Origin of the sequence: Aquitalea sp., from assembly GCF_030150775.1 — a bacterium.
Lineage (GTDB): Bacteria > Pseudomonadota > Gammaproteobacteria > Burkholderiales > Chromobacteriaceae > Aquitalea > Aquitalea denitrificans.
The window spans coordinates 61,405-78,949 of the sequence record NZ_JASLFG010000024.1; the positions used below are offsets into that span (position 1 = coordinate 61,405).

General features: G+C 58.8%; 17 protein-coding genes. 12 read left to right on the forward strand and 5 right to left on the reverse strand.

The window, feature by feature from the left end; translation table 11 throughout:
* The first annotated feature begins 1 nt into the window (after position 1).
* A complete protein-coding gene (yacG, locus tag QVF59_RS07750; RefSeq protein ID WP_287878603.1) occupies positions 2 to 199 on the forward strand; it encodes a DNA gyrase inhibitor YacG in 198 nt (65 codons plus the stop codon).
* A 53-nt stretch (positions 200 to 252) separates the two neighbouring features.
* Here yacG and QVF59_RS07755 read toward each other — a convergent pair whose 3' ends face one another.
* Complete coding sequence (locus QVF59_RS07755) at positions 253 to 1,494, reverse strand: N-acetylmuramoyl-L-alanine amidase (RefSeq protein WP_287878606.1); 1,242 nt, start codon at positions 1,492 to 1,494, stop codon at positions 253 to 255.
* A complete protein-coding gene (gene tsaE / locus QVF59_RS07760) occupies positions 1,455 to 1,940 on the reverse strand; it encodes a tRNA (adenosine(37)-N6)-threonylcarbamoyltransferase complex ATPase subunit type 1 TsaE (RefSeq protein ID WP_287878608.1) in 486 nt (161 codons plus the stop codon). The genes QVF59_RS07755 and tsaE overlap by 40 nt, the downstream gene beginning before the upstream one ends.
* A gap of 6 nt (positions 1,941 to 1,946) precedes the next feature.
* On the opposite strand from tsaE, the gene queG reads away from it, so the two are divergent.
* The gene (queG, locus tag QVF59_RS07765; RefSeq protein WP_287878611.1) at positions 1,947 to 3,035 is read left to right on the forward strand and encodes a tRNA epoxyqueuosine(34) reductase QueG; all 1,089 of its coding nucleotides are present in this window, start codon (positions 1,947 to 1,949) and stop codon (positions 3,033 to 3,035) included.
* Positions 3,036 to 3,105: 70 nt separating this feature from the next.
* Here the strand turns inward: queG and QVF59_RS07770 are convergent, their stop codons facing one another.
* Together QVF59_RS07770 and QVF59_RS07775 are read right to left on the reverse strand one after the other, a co-directional pair.
* Positions 3,106 to 3,570: a GNAT family N-acetyltransferase gene (locus QVF59_RS07770; protein ID WP_159879505.1), complete on the reverse strand. Its 465-nt coding sequence runs from the start codon at positions 3,568 to 3,570 to the stop codon at positions 3,106 to 3,108.
* A gap of 2 nt (positions 3,571 to 3,572) precedes the next feature.
* The gene (locus QVF59_RS07775; RefSeq protein WP_287878615.1) at positions 3,573 to 3,992 is read right to left on the reverse strand and encodes a MaoC family dehydratase; all 420 of its coding nucleotides are present in this window, start codon (positions 3,990 to 3,992) and stop codon (positions 3,573 to 3,575) included.
* Between the two features lie 241 nt (positions 3,993 to 4,233).
* On the opposite strand from QVF59_RS07775, the gene QVF59_RS07780 reads away from it, so the two are divergent.
* The 8 genes from QVF59_RS07780 (at position 4,234) to QVF59_RS07815 (ending at position 14,337) form a co-directional block, all read left to right on the forward strand.
* Positions 4,234 to 4,983: an electron transfer flavoprotein subunit beta/FixA family protein gene (locus QVF59_RS07780; protein WP_287878617.1), complete on the forward strand. Its 750-nt coding sequence runs from the start codon at positions 4,234 to 4,236 to the stop codon at positions 4,981 to 4,983.
* Between the two features lie 3 nt (positions 4,984 to 4,986).
* Complete coding sequence (locus QVF59_RS07785; RefSeq protein WP_287878619.1) at positions 4,987 to 5,919, forward strand: electron transfer flavoprotein subunit alpha/FixB family protein; 933 nt, start codon at positions 4,987 to 4,989, stop codon at positions 5,917 to 5,919.
* Between the two features lie 215 nt (positions 5,920 to 6,134).
* A complete protein-coding gene (locus QVF59_RS07790) occupies positions 6,135 to 7,916 on the forward strand; it encodes an acyl-CoA dehydrogenase (RefSeq protein ID WP_287878621.1) in 1,782 nt (593 codons plus the stop codon).
* Positions 7,917 to 8,160: 244 nt separating this feature from the next.
* Positions 8,161 to 9,291, forward strand: coding sequence for a glutamine-hydrolyzing carbamoyl-phosphate synthase small subunit (gene carA / locus QVF59_RS07795; RefSeq protein WP_287878623.1), 1,131 nt, complete (start codon positions 8,161 to 8,163; stop codon positions 9,289 to 9,291).
* A gap of 23 nt (positions 9,292 to 9,314) precedes the next feature.
* The gene (gene leuE, locus QVF59_RS07800; RefSeq protein ID WP_159879484.1) at positions 9,315 to 9,971 is read left to right on the forward strand and encodes a leucine efflux protein LeuE; all 657 of its coding nucleotides are present in this window, start codon (positions 9,315 to 9,317) and stop codon (positions 9,969 to 9,971) included.
* Positions 9,972 to 9,997: 26 nt separating this feature from the next.
* Entirely contained in the window at positions 9,998 to 13,207 is a 3,210-nt protein-coding gene (gene carB / locus QVF59_RS07805) for a carbamoyl-phosphate synthase large subunit (protein WP_287878624.1), read from the forward strand.
* 166 nt (positions 13,208 to 13,373) lie between these two features.
* Entirely contained in the window at positions 13,374 to 13,850 is a 477-nt protein-coding gene (gene greA, locus QVF59_RS07810; RefSeq protein WP_159879472.1) for a transcription elongation factor GreA, read from the forward strand.
* Between the two features lie 58 nt (positions 13,851 to 13,908).
* Positions 13,909 to 14,337: a DUF4149 domain-containing protein gene (locus QVF59_RS07815; protein WP_159879470.1), complete on the forward strand. Its 429-nt coding sequence runs from the start codon at positions 13,909 to 13,911 to the stop codon at positions 14,335 to 14,337.
* 97 nt (positions 14,338 to 14,434) lie between these two features.
* Here QVF59_RS07815 and QVF59_RS07820 read toward each other — a convergent pair whose 3' ends face one another.
* Positions 14,435 to 14,767, reverse strand: coding sequence for a YhbY family RNA-binding protein (locus QVF59_RS07820; protein WP_089083149.1), 333 nt, complete (start codon positions 14,765 to 14,767; stop codon positions 14,435 to 14,437).
* Between the two features lie 119 nt (positions 14,768 to 14,886).
* Here QVF59_RS07820 and rlmE point away from each other — a divergent pair, with 119 nt between their 5' ends.
* Both rlmE and ftsH read left to right on the forward strand, forming a co-directional pair.
* Positions 14,887 to 15,522, forward strand: coding sequence for a 23S rRNA (uridine(2552)-2'-O)-methyltransferase RlmE (gene rlmE / locus QVF59_RS07825; RefSeq protein ID WP_287878663.1), 636 nt, complete (start codon positions 14,887 to 14,889; stop codon positions 15,520 to 15,522).
* 80 nt (positions 15,523 to 15,602) lie between these two features.
* Positions 15,603 to 17,513 carry an ATP-dependent zinc metalloprotease FtsH gene (ftsH, locus tag QVF59_RS07830; RefSeq protein ID WP_287878626.1) on the forward strand — a complete coding sequence of 637 codons (1,911 nt, stop codon included), beginning with the start codon at positions 15,603 to 15,605 and terminating at the stop codon, positions 17,511 to 17,513.
* Positions 17,514 to 17,545: the final 32 nt, after the last annotated feature.

A 17,545-nucleotide genomic window follows, 5' to 3' on the forward strand; every position in this document is an offset into this window, starting at 1 on the left:
TATGTCTCAAGCTGTCCGTACTGTTTCCTGTCCCACCTGCGGCACCGCCGTGCGCTGGGAGCCTGCCAGCCGGTATCGTCCATTTTGTAGCGAGCGCTGCAAGATGATTGATCTGGGCGAGTGGGCCAACGAGACCTATCGTGTACCTGCTGTCGAGGACAGCCCGGATAGCGAGGTAGACCCGGCGCGTTATCGTTGAGCCGCACATGAAAAAAGCCCGCGAATGCGGGCTTTTTTCATGTGGTGTTGCGATCAGGCCCGGGCTGCAAGGGCCGCACCCTGAGTGAAATAGGACTTTACGCCACTGAGGATGGAGCCGGCCATCTGCTGCTGGAAGTCGCTGTCCAGCAGGCGTTGTTCTTCTTCCGGATTACTGATGAAGGCGGTTTCAACCAGAATGGATGGAATGTCCGGTGCCTTGAGTACGGCGAAACCGGCCTGCTCAACCTGAGCGCTGTGCAGCTTGTTTAGCCCGCCCACCTTGCCCAGCATGATCTTGCCCAGCTTCAGGCTATCGTTGATGGTTGCGGTCTGGGTCAGGTCCAGCAGGGTATGCGCCAGAAACTTGTCTTTGCTGGCAATCTTGACGCCACCGATCAGGTCCGAGCTGTTTTCCGATTGCGCCATGGTCTTGGCAAAAACGCTGGAAGCGCCTTTTTCGGACAAGGCAAATACCGAAGAACCACGGGCGCTACGGTTTGGAGCCGCATCGGCATGGATGGAAATGAACAGGTCGGCATTCAGCTTGCGGGCCTTGGCCACGCGCACGCCCAGTGGAATGAAAATGTCTTCATCCCGGGTCATGAATGCTTTCATGTTGCGTTCGGCATCAATCATGCGCTTCAGCTGTTTGCCGATGCGCAAGACGATGTCTTTCTCGCGGGTGCCATTCATGCCGATGGCGCCCGGGTCCTCACCGCCATGGCCCGGGTCCAGCATCACCACGATGGGGCGGTTGCTATCGTTTTTCTTCGGTTTTACCTGCGGCGGCGGTTCGGTAAGCCGGCCCTTGTTGTAGTCATCCAGCAAGGCCATCAGCGGGTCGTCCTGCGCGCCGCTGGAGGGGTAAAGGTCGATGACCAGACGGTGTTTGTACTCGGCCACCGGATTGAGGGTGAAAGCCTGCGGTTTGACATCGGTTTTGAGTTCCAGCACCAGGCGGACGGTGTCCGGGCTGAACTGGCCGGCGCGGGCGGTCTTGATGTAGGGATCGGCATCGGCAATCTGGCTGCTGATGTCCTTGAGCACGCTATTGAGCTGCACGCCTTCCAGATCAATCACCAGCCGGTCCGGATTGCTGATGGTGAACTGTTTGAATTTGATGGCATCGCTTGCTTCCAGCGTGATGCGGGTATAGCTGGACGCGGGCCAGATGCGAATGGCAACCACTTGGCTGGTGCCGGCAAAGCCAAGCTTGCTGACACTGAGCAGGAAGGTGGCTGCGGCCGCTCCGATCAGACGGCGGCGGGTGGGGTCGAAAGTCGAGTCAGGCATGACTGTCCGGTTTCTGTTCTTGCAGTTAAACGATACGTGCGACCTGTGCCACTGACGTCAAGTTCCAGTGTCAGATCGGCTTGCGGAAGTAATGCGCCAGCCTTGTCCGGCCATTCCACCAGGCAGACGGTATCTGCTCCGAAGTAATCACGAAAACCGGCATCATCCCATTCTTCCGGGTCGGCAAAACGGTACAGATCAAAATGATGCACGGTGAAGGCGGCAAGCGGGTAACTTTCCACCAGAGTGTAGGTTGGGCTTTTTACCTTGCCATGATAGGCCAGACCGGCCAGCAAGCCACGAGTAAATGTGGTTTTTCCCGCGCCCAGGTCGCCATACAGAAAAATCACCACCCCAGCCTGCAGTGCTGCCGCCATGCGGGCACCAAGAGCAAGGGTGGCCGATTCATCCGGCAGGTTGCCGCTGCGAACGCTGGTATCATCCATGACCATATGACTGAGAAATCCTATCAAAAACTGGATTATCCCGAATTGGCCGGGCAAATCAAAGCCTGGGCGCAAGATTTGGGTTTTGCCGATGCGCGTATCAGCAAGGCTGCGCTGCCGCCACAGGCCGAGGCACAGTTGCAGGCCTGGCTGGATGAGGGCTGTCATGGAGAGATGGACTACATGGAAAGGCATGGCAGTTTACGGGTAAAACCAGCCGAGCTGGTTCCCGGAACGCTCTCCATCATTAGTGTACGCCTGCCTTACTGGCCAGCTGAAGCCGTGGCCAGTGAGGAGGTGCTGGCTGATGGCTGCCTGGCCTATTTGTCTCGCTATGCCCTGGGGCGGGATTATCACAAGGTAATACGCGCCCGACTGCAGAAGCTGGCTGATCAAATCCGCCATGCTGTCGGTGATTTCGGGTATCGGGTGTTTACCGACAGTGCCCCAGTGGCCGAAGTCGCACTGGCAGCACAATCCGGTCAGGGCTGGCGTGGCAAGCATACGCTGCTGCTGAACCGGCAGCAGGGTTCGCTGTATTTTCTGGGCGAGCTTTTTACTGATTTGCCGCTACCGGCAGATGCTGCCGAAGAAGGGCATTGCGGGCGCTGCACCCGCTGCATTGACGTCTGCCCGACACAGGCCATTACGGCCCCGTACAAGGTGGATGCCCGGCGTTGTATTTCCTATCTCACCATCGAGCTGAAAACAGCGATTCCCTTGGAATTCCGTCCGCTGATCGGTAATCGGGTGTATGGCTGCGATGACTGCCAGCTTACCTGTCCATGGAACCGTTTTGCCGTCAATACAGCGGAGCCTGATTTTGCCGTACGCCATGGTCTGGATCGGGTCAGCCTGCTGGAACTGTTTGGCTGGAGCGAGGCCATGTTCAAGGAAAAACTGGCGGGCAGTCCGATCTACCGTATCGGCTACGCCAAATGGCTCTCCAATCTGGCGGTGGGGCTGGGTAATGCGCCCTATGACCCGGCTATCGTGGCGGCCCTGGCTTTGCGTGCAGATGACGAGAATGAACTGGTGGCCGAGCCGGCTCGCTGGGCCTTGCAGCAACAGCGCCAGCGTCAGGTGGCTGGCTAGAAAAAAAGGGAGCCGTTGGCTCCCTTTCATGTTTACTGCAGCAGCTTTGCTTGCTTCAGCTCAAGTGCCTTCAGTTCAGTGATTTGGTGAAATGAAAGGACGTGATGCTGAAGCCCTTGCGGAAATACAGACGGTGGGCTTCGGTGCGCCAGGTGCCGGAATCCAGCACCTGGAAGCCACATCCCAGCCGGCGGGCTTCTTCGGCGCACCAGTCCAGCAACTGGCTACCTATGCCTTGCGAGCGGTGCGCTTCATCGCTTACCAGATCGTCGATATACAGCCGCAGGTCTTCATAGGTATTTTCGTATACCCGGTACAGCGCCAGTCCCAGCGGTGTTCCATCGGCATCCAGTGCGGCCACCATGCGCGCACCAAAAGAACAGACACGTTGCATTTTTGCCGCATAGCTGTGGCCATGCTCCGGCAGCATGGGACGCAGCTGGCGGTGCAGGCTGCTGCAGCGGGCCAGCAGCTCCGGCTCGGTGACGTTGCCGGTCTCATCGGTCAGCGGCAGGATGTGTAGCGTAACGGCCATGCTTATTCGCCACGCGACGGCGCGATGACCAGTGATTCGCCATCCAGGATCACCTTGCCCTGCACCAGGCATTGGGTGGCCAGCTTGACGCGCTTTTTGTCCGGGAAAATTTCCACTACGGTGGCGCGGGCGGTAACGGTCTGGCCGATGCGTACCGGAGCCTTGAAGCGGGTGGATTGCGACAGGTAGATGGTGCCGTTGCCTGGCAGCCTGGTGCCGACCACGGTGGAAATCAGGCTGGCCGTCAGCATGCCGTGTGCGATGCGGGTCTGGAACGGCGTGGTCTCGGCGTATTCCTGGTTGATATGCACCGGATTGTCGTCACCAGAGACGGCTGCAAACATCAGGATATCGGCTTCGGTAATGGTTTTGGCGTACTCGGCAGAATCGCCGACCTTGATATCTTCAAAGTAGACTGTCATGCATGTTTCTCCGGCTATGACGTTGAAATTGCTGCACTGCATTGTGCCATGCAGCAGACGAAATGCAAATTAAGCGGAAATGACGTAGTATCTGCAATCAGTTGTTTTTTTGCTACGTGCCACACATAAAAATTCAACCAAACGCTCGTTTGAAATGGCGTTGGGGCATAATCGGGAAACACCACGGTAGCAAGTCCCTTTCCGAGTTCGATTAACCCAGAGAGCTATTCGCTGGAGGAATATGAAAGTTCTAGTCGCTGTTAAACGCGTTGTCGATTACAACGTGAAGGTTCGCGTGAAGGCTGACGGGTCCGATGTGGATGTCGCCAACGTCAAGATGTCGATGAATCCCTTTGACGAAATTGCCGTCGAAGAGGCCGTGCGTTTGAAGGAAGCCGGCAAAGCCAGCGAGATCGTTGTCGTGTCCATGGGCGTGAAGCAGTGCGAGGAAACCCTGCGCACCGCACTGGCCATGGGTGCCGACCGCGCCATTCTGGTGGAAACCGAAACCGAACTGCAGCCGCTGGCCGTGGCCAAGCTGCTCAAGGCTGTTGCCGACAAGGAACAGCCGCAGTTGCTGATCGTCGGCAAGCAAGCCATTGACGATGATGCCAACCAGACCGGCCAGATGGCTGCCGCGCTGCTGGGCTGGGCACAAGGCACTTTCGCCTCCAAGGTGGATATCGCTGCCGAAACCGTGGATGTGATCCGCGAAATCGACGGTGGCCTGGAAACCGTCAAGCTGCGTCTGCCGGCCGTTGTTACCGCCGACCTGCGCCTGAACGAACCGCGCTTCATCAAGCTGCCCAACATCATGGCCGCCAAGAAGAAGCCGCTGGACAAGACCAGCCCGGCCGATCTGGGTGTGGACGTCACGCCGCGCCTGAAAACGCTGAAAGTGGCCGAACCGGCCAAGCGCTCTGCCGGCATCAAGGTAGCCAACGCTGCCGAGCTGGTAGCCAAACTGAAAAACGACGCAAAGGTGCTGTAAGCCATGGCCATTCTCGTTATCGCTGAACACGACAACCAGAGCCTGAAAGCAGGCACCCTGAATACCGTAACTGCCGCTGCCAAGCTGGGCGAAGTACACGTACTGGTAGCCGGCCACAACGCCGCTGCCGCTGCCGAAGCTGCCAAGAGCGTGGCTGGTGTGGCAAAGGTACTGCTGGCTGATGCCGCCCAGTACGCACATGGTCTGGCTGAATCGCTGTCCGCCCTGGTGGTGGAAGTGGCCAAGGGCTACAGCCATGTACTGGCTCCGGCCAGCTCCTTTGGCAAGAACCTGCTGCCGCGCGTGGCTGCCTTGCTGGATGTGGCACAGATTTCCGAAATTACCGCTATCGAGTCGGCTGACACCTTCGTGCGTCCGGTGTATGCCGGCAACGTGCTGGCCACCGTACAGTCGGCTGACCCTATCAAGGTCATCACCGTGCGTACCACCGCGTTTGACGCGGCAGGTCAGGGTGGCTCCGCTGCCGTGGAAAGTGTTGCCGTGGCTGCTGATCCGCAACTGTCCAGCTTTGTCGGCCAGGAACTGACCAAGTCTGACCGTCCGGAACTGGGTGCGGCCAAGATCATCGTATCCGGTGGTCGTGCGTTGGGCTCGGAAGAGCAGTTCAAGTCCGTCATCGAGCCGCTGGCTGACAAGCTGGGTGCTGCCGTGGGTGCTTCCCGTGCTGCAGTGGATGCTGGTTACGCACCGAACGACTACCAGGTTGGTCAGACCGGCAAGGTGGTTGCGCCGCAACTGTACTTCGCCGTGGGCATTTCCGGTGCCATCCAGCATCTGGCCGGCATGAAGGACTCCAAGGTGATCGTGGCGATCAACAAGGACGAAGAAGCGCCGATCTTCCAGGTAGCCGATTACGGCATCGTCGGTGACCTGTTCACCGTGGTGCCGGAACTGCTGGCCGAGCTGTCCAAGTAATGGTGTGCGGGGAGGGGACACCCTCCCCATCCGAGCAGGCAATATAGCCGCCGGATCAAAACAAAAAACAACCGGCAACGACCGGTCTGCTTCGTGGAGGAGCCAGCTTTCCCGTTACAAGGTGACGGGAGGGCGTGCTCATGCATCAGGTAGACGGCGTGCCGGTTTTTTCATATCTACGACGATTGTTGTGCAGCAAGAATGAGGAGAGATTCATGATCTATAACGCGCCAGTCAAGGAAATCCGTTTTGTACTGAATGAATTGGCCGAGCTGACTTCAGTATGCAGCCTGCCCGGTTATGAAGACTGCTCGGTCGAGCTGGTGGATGCCATTCTGGAAGAAGCCGCCAAGTTTGCCGAAGGCGTGTTGGCTCCCATCAACAAGCAGGGCGACAAAGGTGCCACGCTGAAGGATGGTGAAGTGACCGCCGCGCCCGGTTTCAAGGAAGCCTGGCAGCAATATGTCGAATCCGGCTGGGTGGGCCTGCGTGCCCCGGCTGATTTTGGCGGGCAGGGCATGCCGGCCCTGGTAGCCATTGCCGCCGAAGAAATGTGGTGCTCCTCCAATCTGGCCTTCTCGCTAGCTCCGCTGCTGACGCTGGGCGCGGTAGAGGCCATTCACCACCATGCCTCGGAAGAACTGAAGGCGGTCTACCTGCCGCGCATGTCCAGTGGCGAATGGACTGGCACCATGAACCTGACCGAGCCGCAAGCCGGTTCCGACCTGGCCCAGGTGCGCTCCCGTGCCGTACCGCAGGTGGATGGCAGCTATCTGGTGACCGGCCAGAAGATTTTCATCACCTGGGGTGAGCACGACATGGCCGACAACATCGTCCATCTGGTGCTGGCCCGCCTGCCGGATGCTCCGGCTGGGGTGAAGGGTATTTCCCTGTTCATCGTGCCCAAGTACCTGGTCAATGCCGATGGCAGCCTGGGTGCGCGTAACGATGTGCGTTGCGTCTCGCTGGAACACAAGCTGGGCATTCATGGCAGCCCGACAGCGGTGATGAGCTTTGGCGATAACGGTGGTGCGGTCGGCTACCTGGTGGGCGAGGCCAACAAGGGTCTGGGCTATATGTTCACCATGATGAACCACGCCCGTCTCGGAGTGGGTGTGGAAGGCATGTCGGTGTCCGAGCGTGCCTACCAGAAGGCGGTGGAATATGCCCGTGACCGTGTGCAAAGCCGTGCCGTTGGTTCGCCCGACCCGGCTGGTGTCGCCATCATCAAGCATCCGGACATCCGTCGCATGCTGATGACCATGCGCAGCCAGATCGAAGCCCAGCGTGCCTTGGCCTTCTACACTGCCGCCGCGCTGGATCGTGCCTCGCGCCACCCGGTGGCCAGCGAAGCTGCACGTAATCAGGCGCTGGTGAATTTCCTCATCCCCATCGTCAAGGGCTGGAATACCGAGCAGGCCAACGAATTGACCAGCCTGGCCGTGCAGGTGCATGGCGGCATGGGCTTCATCGAAGAAACCGGTGTGGCACAGTACTACCGTGATGCCCGCATTACAGCCATTTACGAAGGCACTACTGGCATCCAGGCGCTGGATCTGATTGGCCGCAAAACCTTCAGTGAAGGCGGTGCCACGGCCCGTGCGCTGCTGGACGAGGCGCGCGCCACCGCCGACAAGCTGGCCGCTGCCGGTTATGCCAGCATGGCGAGTAATCTGCAGCAGGCTGCTGCCGAGGCTGAGCGCTGCGTTGCCTTCATCCTGGGCAGCTTTGGCACGCAGCCGCAGCTGGCGGCTGCCGGTTCGGTGCCTTTCCTCAAGCTGATGGGGATTGTGCTGGGTGGCTGGCAACTGGGCCGTGCCGCGCTGATCGCACGCGAAAAGCTGGCTGAAGACGGTGTGGACGAGGATTTCCTCAAGGCCAAAATCATCACTGCCCGCTTCTTTGCCGAGCATCTGTTGCCGCAGGTTGGCGGCCTGGCTGCAGCCATTGTGGACGGGGCTGATAGCGTGTTGGAACTGGACGAAAACCTGTTCTGAGCTGGCGTTTTATTGTGCTGAACAGCCACCTGCGGGTGGCTGTTTCTTTATGTAAAAGTATTGGAAACAAGGCAGGATAAATCAGGAAGTGATGCAAAAACAGGTGCTTGTGACTTGTTTCAACTGGCCGAAAGCGGTATGATGGTAAGGTTTAACCAAACGGGACAGGCGCAAAACGTCGTGTCCCGTTATTCACATAAAAATCCGCAAAAACATACAAGCGAAACGCAACAGGAGCTAGTCAGTGTCAACCGTACCAGCGATCCTCGTCTTGGCTGACGGTACCCTCTTCAAGGGCAGTGCCATCGGAGCCACCGGCCATACGGTCGGCGAAGTGGTATTCAATACCGCCATGACCGGGTATCAGGAAATCCTCACCGATCCCTCCTACACCAAACAAATCGTCACCCTGACTTATCCCCACATCGGTAATGTCGGCGCGAATTCGGAAGATACCGAATCCCGCGCCGTTTTCGCATCAGGTCTGATCATTCGTGATCTGCCGCTGCTGCACAGCAACTTCCGCGCCGAAGATTCGCTGTCCGACTATCTGGCCAAGAACAATGTCGTGGCCATTGCCGATATCGACACCCGTCGCCTCACCCGCATTCTGCGCGAAAAGGGCGCACAGGCCGGCTGCATCATGGCCGGTGCCGATCTGGACGAAGCCCGCGCACTGGAACTGGCCCGCGGCTTTGGCTCCATGGCCGGTCAGGATCTGGCCAAAGTAGTCAGCTGCACCGAGTCCTACCAGTGGAAGCTGGGCGAATGGAAACTGGGCAGCGGCTACAGCGAACAGGCCGAAACCCCGTTCCATGTGGTGGCTTACGACTTCGGCGTGAAGCACAACATCCTACGCATGCTGGCCGAACGTGGCTGCAAGCTGACCGTGGTGCCGGCGCAGACCCCGGCCAAGGACGTGCTGGCACTGAAGCCGGATGGCGTGTTCCTGTCCAACGGCCCTGGTGATCCGGAGCCGTGTGACTATGCCATCGCCGCCATCCGCGAAATCCTGGAAACCCGCCTGCCGGTATTCGGCATCTGCCTGGGTCACCAGCTGCTGGGCCTGGCCACCGGTGCCAAGACCAGCAAGATGAAGTTCGGCCACCACGGTGCCAACCACCCGGTGCAGGATCTGGACAGCGGCCGCGTGATGATCACCAGCCAGAACCACGGCTTCCAGGTGGATGAATCCACTCTGCCGGCCAATGTGCGCGTGACCCATCGCAGCCTGTTCGACCAGACCGTACAGGGCATTGCGCTGACCGACCGTCCGGCCTTCTCCTTCCAGGGTCACCCGGAAGCGAGCCCCGGCCCGGAAGATGTGGCCTATCTGTTTGACCGCTTCATCACGGCGATGAGCCAGGCGAAGTAAACGGACCAGAACGGAGAACAAGCATGCTGGGCATTACCGATATCACTACCTACCTGATCGGCACCATCATTATCGTGCTGCTGCCAGGCCCCAACTCCATGTATGTGCTGTCGGTGGCGGCACAGCGCGGCATCCGCCGCGGTTTTGTGGGTGCCTGCGGGGTATTTACCGGTGATGCCATCCTGATGACGCTGGCCGCCACAGGGGCGGCAGGGGTGCTCAAGGCCAATCCGGCCCTGTTTGCCGTGGTCAAGTACGCCGGTGGCGCTTACCTGACCTGGCTGGGCCTGCAGATGCTGCGTGGTGCCTGGCGTGCCTGGCGCAATGCTTCCCGCGGGGAAGCTGCCGTGCCGGAAGCCCGCCGCGAAGTGGACGCCAGCCGTCCCTTCGTCAAGGCGCTGGTCATCAGCCTGATGAACCCCAAGGCCATCTTGTTCTTCGTGTCCTTCTTCGTGCAATTCGTCGACCCGGCCTATCCGCACCCGGTGCTGACCTTTCTTGTGCTGGGCACGCTGCTGCAGTTGTGCAGTGCCCTGTATCTGGCCACCATCATCGTGTCCGGCGCAAGACTGGCCGCAGCCTTCCGCCGCCGCCGCAAACTGTCCTCTGCCATGTCTGGCGGAGTGGGCGCGCTGTTTCTGGGCTTCGGGGCCAAACTGGCGGCAGCCAGCCTGAACTGAACAATTGAAATTGACTGAGCGATAACATGCCGAAACGTACCGACCTCAAGAGTATTCTCATCATCGGCGCTGGCCCCATTGTGATTGGCCAGGCCTGCGAGTTTGACTACTCCGGCGCGCAGGCCTGCAAGGCCCTGCGTGAAGAAGGTTACAAAGTCATCCTGGTGAACTCCAATCCGGCCACCATCATGACCGACCCGAACATGGCCGATGTCACCTACATCGAACCCATCACCTGGCCTGTTCTGGAAAAAATCATTGCCAAGGAACGCCCGGACGCCATTCTGCCCACCATGGGCGGCCAGACCGCACTGAACTGTGCGCTGGACCTGGCCAAGCACGGCGTGCTGGAAAAGTACAATGTCGAGCTGATCGGTGCTACCGAAGATGCGATCGACAAGGCAGAAGACCGTGGCCGCTTCAAGGAAGCCATGGCCAAGATCGGCCTGTCATGCCCGCTGTCCTTTGTCTGCCACACCATGGAAGAGTCGCTGGAAGCGCAATCCAAGGTGGGCTTCCCCACGCTGATCCGTCCGTCCTTCACCATGGGCGGCTCCGGTGGCGGCATCGCCTACAACAAGGAAGAATTCCTGGCGATCTGCGAGCGCGGTTTTGAAGCGTCCCCCACCCATGAACTGCTGATCGAGCAGTCCGTACTCGGCTGGAAAGAGTACGAAATGGAAGTGGTGCGCGACAAGAAAGACAACTGCATCATCATCTGCTCCATCGAGAACTTCGACCCGATGGGCGTGCACACCGGTGACTCCATCACCGTGGCCCCGGCGCAAACCCTCACCGACAAGGAATACCAGATCATGCGTAATGCATCGATCGCGGTACTCCGTGAAATCGGCGTGGACACCGGCGGTTCCAACGTGCAGTTCGCTACCAACCCGGTGAACGGTGAAATGATCGTGATCGAGATGAACCCGCGTGTATCGCGTTCCTCGGCACTGGCCTCCAAGGCCACCGGTTTCCCGATTGCCAAGGTCGCTGCCAAGCTGGCCGTGGGTTACACCCTGGACGAGCTGAAGAACGACATCACCGGCGGTGCCACCCCGGCTTCGTTCGAACCGTCCATCGACTACGTGGTCACCAAGATTCCGCGTTTCGCCTTCGAAAAATTCCCGCAGGCCGATAACCGCCTGACCACCCAGATGAAGTCGGTGGGCGAAGTGATGGCCATGGGCCGCACCCTGCAGGAATCCATGCACAAGGCGCTGCGTGGCCTGGAAACCGGCCTGTCCGGCTTCAACCCGGTCACCACCAACGAAGAAACCATCCGTCACGAAGTCAGCACCCCGGGACCGGAACGTATCCTGTACGTGGCCGATGCCTTCCGCGTGGGCATGAGCCGTGACGACGTGTTTGCGCTGAGCAAGATCGACCCGTGGTTCCTGGCCCAGATCGAAGACATCGTGGGCGAAGAAAAAGCCCTGGCCGGCCGCAAGGTGGAAGAACTGGGCTTTGACGAACTGCGTCGCCTGAAGCGCAAGGGCTTCTCCGACCGTCGTCTGGGCGAGCTCTTGAATACCGACCAGGCTGCCGTGCGCGCCAAGCGCTGGGCGCTGGGCCTGCATCCGGTGTACAAGCGAGTGGATACCTGCGCGGCCGAGTTCGCCACCTCCACCGCCTACATGTACTCCAGCTACGAAGAAGAGTGCGAAGCCAAGCCCACCGACCGCAAGAAGGTGATGGTACTGGGTGGTGGCCCCAACCGTATCGGTCAGGGTATCGAATTCGACTACTGCTGCGTGCATGCCGCGCTGGCGCTGCGCGAATCCGGCTTCGAGACCATCATGGTCAACTGCAACCCGGAAACCGTATCGACCGACTACGACACGTCCGACCGTCTGTACTTCGAACCGCTGACGCTGGAAGACGTGCTGGAAATCTGCCGCATCGAAAAACCGTTTGGAGTGATCGTACAGTACGGTGGCCAGACCCCGCTGAAACTGGCACGTGCGCTGGAAGCCAATGGCGTGTCCATCATCGGCACCTCGCCGGACATGATCGACGCTGCCGAAGACCGCGAGCGCTTCCAGAAGCTGCTGAACGAACTGGGCCTGAAACAGCCGCCGAACCGCACCGCCCGCACTCCGGCCGATGCAATGAAGCTGGCTGAAGAAATCGGCTATCCGCTGGTGGTGCGTCCGTCCTACGTACTGGGCGGCCGTGCGATGGAAATCGTGCACGAACCGGCCGATCTGGAACGCTATATGCGCGAAGCGGTGAAGGTGTCCAACGACAGCCCGGTGCTGCTGGACCGCTTCCTCAACGACGCCATCGAAGTGGACGTGGATTGCATCTCCGACGGCAAGGACGTGGTCATCGGCGGCATCATGCAGCATATCGAACAAGCTGGTGTGCACTCCGGTGACTCCGCCTGCTCGCTGCCGCCGTACAGCCTGTTCCCGGCCGTACAGGACGAAATCCGTCGCCAGACCGAAGCCATGGCACGTGCGCTGAACGTGGTTGGCCTGATGAACGTGCAGTTCGCCATCCAGCGTGACACCATCTTCGTGCTGGAAGTCAACCCGCGTGCCTCGCGTACCGTACCGTTTGTTTCCAAGGTAACCGGCGCCCCGCTGGCCAAGATTGCTGCCCGTGCCATGGCCGGCATCAGCCTGGTCGAGCAGGGTTTCACCAAGGAAGTGATCCCGCCGTATTACGCAGTGAAGGAAGCCGTATTCCCCTTCATCAAGTTCCCGGGCGTGGACACCATCCTGGGACCGGAAATGAAGTCCACCGGCGAAGTGATGGGCGTGGGCAAGAGCTTTGCCGAAGCCTTCGTCAAGAGCCAGCTGGCCGCCGGCGACAAGCTGCCGCGCACCGGCAAGGTGTTCCTGTCGGTACGTCAGTCCGACAAGAATGGCGCGGTTGACGTGGCACGCGAGCTGCAACGCCTTGGCTTTGGTGTCTGCGCTACCCGTGGCACCGCCAAGACCCTGGCCGAAGCCGGCATCGTGGTACAGGTGGTCAACAAGGTGAATGAAGGCCGTCCGCACATCGTCGACATGATCAAGAACGGCGAAATCGACGTGCTGGTCAATACTGTGGACGAAAAGCGCCAGGCCATCCAGGACAGCCACTCCATCCGTCGCAGTGCCCTGCAGGCGCGCATTCCGCAGTACACCACCCTGGCTGGTGCCAAGGCAGTGTGCGTGGGCATGGCGCATGTGGAAGAGTTTGATGTTTACAGCGTTCAGGAACTGCACGCTTCCATCAAGCCCTGAGTCACTGCCTGGCTGTGTGTGACGGCAAGTTATGCGTTGAAGCTTTGAACCGCAGACGATTTGCCGTTACAATCCAGACATTGAACTGCAACAGCCAAGCCGCCGTCTCGTACGGCGGCTTGTGTTTTTGATGACGGCGGGGGTACCGCCTCAGGAGAGCACCCGAATGAACAAAGTCCCGTTGACGCTGCGTGGCGCCGAACTTCTCAAGGAAGAACTGCAACGCCTGAAAAGTGTGGAGCGCCCGGCGGTGATCGAAGCGATTGCCGAAGCGCGTTCGCATGGCGACCTGTCGGAAAACGCCGAATATGATGCCGCCAAAGAGCGCCAGGGTTTCGTGGAAGGTCGTATTGCCGATCTCGAAGGCAAGATTTCCAATGCAATCATCATCAATCCGTCCGAGCTGGATGCCGATGGCCGCGTGGTATTTGGTGCCACCGTCGAACTGATGGATCTGGAAACCGAAGACAAGGTGACTTACCAGATCGTCGGTGACGACGAAGCGGACATCAAGCTGTGCAAGGTATCGGTCAACTCTCCGATTGCCCGTGCGCTGATCGGCAAGGAAAGCGGTGACGTGGCTGAGGTTGTAGCCCCGGGCGGTATTCGCGAATACGAAGTGCTGGACGTCAAATACATCTAAGCAGACAGATCAAACGCGCGTTATCGCGCGTTTTTGCTGTGGAGTCAGGGGAGCACGCATGGACGGATTGCGAGCGATAGCCAGAACCTTCTGGATTGGCGGCTTGTGGGTGATCGGCATTATCGTCGCCCCGGTATTGTTCCGGTCGCTGGATACGGTCACTGCCGGCATGGTGGCAGGCAAGTTGTTTGCCGCCATTGCCTGGGTAGGCCTGGTGTGTGGCGTATTCCTGCTGGTGGATGCCGTGTGGCGCAATGGTGTGCGTGGCATGAAGGAAGGCAGCTTTTGGCTGATTGTCGGCATGCTGCTGTGCACCGTCATCAACCACTTTGCTGTCACCCCCATCATTGCAGCACTCAAGCTGCAAATGAATCATGCGGCAGAAGGGTTGTTTGGTGGCGGCTTTGCTACCTGGCATGCCATTTCCAGCCTGATTTATCTGGTGCAGAGCCTGATGGGTCTGGCTTATATACTGCGGCGCGACTGAGTGGCCGCTATGGCTACATCAATGGCCACAAGAATGGTCTGGACAAAATAAAAGCGGTGGCAAGCCACCGCTTTTGCTATACCGCCCAAGGGCAGTATCAGGATTGGGATGCAATCTTCAGCGCTTTTTTGTTCTTGGGCAGAACAATGCGCTGCTTGTCGCTGGGGCGCCACAGCACCAGCAATTTGCCGATATGCTGCACCGGTGCCGCACCCAGCTCATCGCAAATTTGCTCGTAGAGCGCGATGCGGGCAGCACGGTCATCACCCTGAACACGAATCTTGATCAGCTCGTGTGCGTCCAGGCTGATGGCGATTTCGCGCAGTACGGAGTCGCTCAGGCCGTTATTGCCGATCATCACGACCGGGCTGAGAGTCTGAGCCAGACCCTTGAGGTGTTGGCGCTGGAATGGTTGCAGTTCGATTTTCATTGGACAGGCTTGGTTTCAAAGCAAAACGGGATTCTACTAGAGTTTGGCGCATAGCCCAAACTCTGGTCACAAACAGACTGAAAAACAACAGGATAGCCACCATGGCTATGCTGTGCGGAATGGGCAGGAAGCGACTCATGGCAAGAAGTACCAGCAGCAATACCTGGCTGCGCGAACATGTTAACGACCAGTATGTGCAAATGGCCAAGAAAGATGGCTATCGGGCACGGGCAGCGTACAAGCTGTTGGAAATCAACGAAAAAGACAAACTGATCCGTCCGGGGACAGTACTGGCCGACCTTGGTAGCGCACCGGGCAGCTGGTCGCAGGTTGCCGCCCGCATCGTCGGCCCCCAGGGCAAGGTGTTTGCGCTGGATATTCTGCCGATGAATCCGATTGCCGATGTCGATTTCATTCAGGGCGACTTTCGCGAAGATGAAGTGCTGGCCGAGTTTGTCGATCTGCTGGATGGCCGCGCACTGGACCTTGTAATTTCCGACATGGCCCCCAATATCTCCGGAATGAGTGCCATGGATCAGGCCAGAAGTTTTCTGCTGTGCGAACTGGCGCTGGAATTTGCACGTGATCATCTGAAACCCGGCGGCAGTTTTCTCGTCAAAGTGTTCCAGGGCAGCGATTTCCAGTCCTACCTGCAGTCAATGCGTGATCTGTTTGACGAGGTGCTTACCCGCAAACCCAAGGCCTCGCGTGACCGTTCCAGCGAAATTTACTTGCTGGGCAAGGGCCGACGCTGACATACGCCCCCCCGGGGTTTACAATTCATACCAATGAAATACGCAACCGCAAAGTCAGGGCACAGAGGAGTCCGCTACTCGTGAACAATATCGGCAAAAACATCGCCATCTGGGTGATCATCGGTCTGGTACTGATGACTGTATTCAATCAGTTCAACAAACGCCAGGATGCCCAGAACCAGATCGAGTACTCGCAATTCATCAGCGATGTCGAATCCGGCAAGGTGCAGTCCCTGAGCATTGAGGGCCATCCGCTACGTGGCCAGTGGCTGAAGGGCAAGCGCACTGATGGTTCGGCTTTTGCCACCTATGCGCCCTATGACCCGCAACTGGTCGAAGATCTGATCAAGAACAACGTGCGCTTCTCGGCCAAGCCTGAAGAGGAGCCGTCCATGCTGATGAGCATCTTCATCAGCTGGTTCCCGATGCTGTTGCTGATTGGCGTGTGGGTTTTCTTCATGCGTCAGATGCAGGGCGGCGGCAAGGGCGGTGCGTTCTCCTTCGGCAAGAGCAAGGCGCGCATGCTGGATCAGGACACCAATACCGTGACCTTTGCAGATGTGGCCGGCTGCGATGAAGCCAAGGAAGAAGTAAAGGAAATCGTCGATTACCTGCGCGATCCTTCCCGCTACCAGAGTCTGGGTGGTCGCATTCCGCGCGGCATCCTGCTGTGTGGCTCGCCAGGTACCGGTAAAACCTTGCTGGCCAAGGCCATTGCTGGCGAAGCCAAGGTACCGTTCTTCAGCATCTCTGGTTCCGACTTTGTGGAAATGTTTGTCGGTGTGGGTGCTGCCCGTGTCCGCGACATGTTCGAGCAGGCCAAAAAGAACTCGCCTTGCATCATCTTCATTGATGAAATCGATGCTGTTGGTCGCCAGCGTGGTGCTGGCCTGGGTGGTGGCAATGACGAACGCGAACAGACGCTGAACCAGCTGCTGGTAGAAATGGATGGTTTCGAAACCAACACCACCGTCATCGTGATCGCTGCTACCAACCGTCCTGACGTACTCGACCCAGCCCTGCAGCGTCCGGGCCGTTTCGACCGCCAGGTGGTGGTGCCGCTGCCGGATATCCGTGGTCGCGAACAGATCCTGTCCGTGCATATGCGTAAGGTCCCGATCGCTGCCGATGTGGAACCTTCGGTCATCGCTCGTGGCACACCGGGCTTCTCCGGTGCTGATCTGGCCAACTTGGTGAACGAGGCTGCACTGTTTGCTGCCCGTCGTGCCAAGCGCCTGGTAGACATGGTGGATTTCGAGTCGGCCAAGGACAAGATCATGATGGGTGCCGAGCGCCGCAGCATGGTGATGTCGGAGGAAGAAAAGCGTAATACCGCTTATCACGAATCTGGCCATGCCGTTGTTGCCAAGCTCTTGCCCAAGTCCGATCCGGTGCACAAGGTCACCATCATTCCGCGCGGTCGTGCGTTGGGTGTGACCATGCAGTTGCCGGAGCAGGATCGCTTTGCCTATGATCGCGGCTACCTGATGGACCGTCTGGCCATTCTGTTCGGCGGTCGTATTGCCGAAGAGCTGTTCATGAACCAGATGACCACCGGAGCTTCCAACGACTTCGAACGTGCCACCCAGATGGCGCGTGACATGGTGACCCGCTACGGCATGTCCGACAAGCTGGGACCGATGGTGTATGGCGATAACGAGGGCGAAGTTTTCCTGGGCCGCTCCGTTACTACCCATAAAAACCTGTCTGAAGCCACCATGCAGCAGGTGGATAGTGAAATTCGCCGCATCATCGACGAGCAATACTCACTGGCCCGTCGTCTGCTGGATGAAAACCGCGACAAGGTGGAAGCCATGACGGCTGCTCTGCTGGAATGGGAAACCATCGACGCCGAGCAGATCAACGACATTATGGATGGCAAGCCGCCGCGTCCGCCCAAACCGGGCAGTGGCCTTCCGTCCAAACCGGAGGAAAAGGCTGCAGAAGCCACGCCGGCTGAGCCGACATCCACGCCGGCTCAGGAACTTTAACAGCTGGTTTTCACAGGGTGGCAGCGCAGGCT

Coding starts and splice junctions, on each gene's coding strand:
- QVF59_RS07755 (WP_287878606.1), bottom strand. CDS start 1,494: ATGCCTGACTCGACTTTCGACCCCACCCGCCGCCGTCTGATCGGAGCG.
- greA (WP_159879472.1), top strand. CDS start 13,374: ATGAACAAAGTCCCGTTGACGCTGCGTGGCGCCGAACTTCTCAAGGAA.
- QVF59_RS07785 (WP_287878619.1), top strand. CDS start 4,987: ATGGCCATTCTCGTTATCGCTGAACACGACAACCAGAGCCTGAAAGCA.
- QVF59_RS07820 (WP_089083149.1), bottom strand. CDS start 14,767: ATGAAAATCGAACTGCAACCATTCCAGCGCCAACACCTCAAGGGTCTG.
- QVF59_RS07815 (WP_159879470.1), top strand. CDS start 13,909: ATGGACGGATTGCGAGCGATAGCCAGAACCTTCTGGATTGGCGGCTTG.
- QVF59_RS07775 (WP_287878615.1), bottom strand. CDS start 3,992: ATGACAGTCTACTTTGAAGATATCAAGGTCGGCGATTCTGCCGAGTAC.
- yacG (WP_287878603.1), top strand. CDS start 2: ATGTCTCAAGCTGTCCGTACTGTTTCCTGTCCCACCTGCGGCACCGCC.
- carB (WP_287878624.1), top strand. CDS start 9,998: ATGCCGAAACGTACCGACCTCAAGAGTATTCTCATCATCGGCGCTGGC.
- QVF59_RS07790 (WP_287878621.1), top strand. CDS start 6,135: ATGATCTATAACGCGCCAGTCAAGGAAATCCGTTTTGTACTGAATGAA.
- leuE (WP_159879484.1), top strand. CDS start 9,315: ATGCTGGGCATTACCGATATCACTACCTACCTGATCGGCACCATCATT.
- tsaE (WP_287878608.1), bottom strand. CDS start 1,940: ATGGATGATACCAGCGTTCGCAGCGGCAACCTGCCGGATGAATCGGCC.
- QVF59_RS07780 (WP_287878617.1), top strand. CDS start 4,234: ATGAAAGTTCTAGTCGCTGTTAAACGCGTTGTCGATTACAACGTGAAG.
- QVF59_RS07770 (WP_159879505.1), bottom strand. CDS start 3,570: ATGGCCGTTACGCTACACATCCTGCCGCTGACCGATGAGACCGGCAAC.
- rlmE (WP_287878663.1), top strand. CDS start 14,887: ATGGGCAGGAAGCGACTCATGGCAAGAAGTACCAGCAGCAATACCTGG.
- queG (WP_287878611.1), top strand. CDS start 1,947: ATGACTGAGAAATCCTATCAAAAACTGGATTATCCCGAATTGGCCGGG.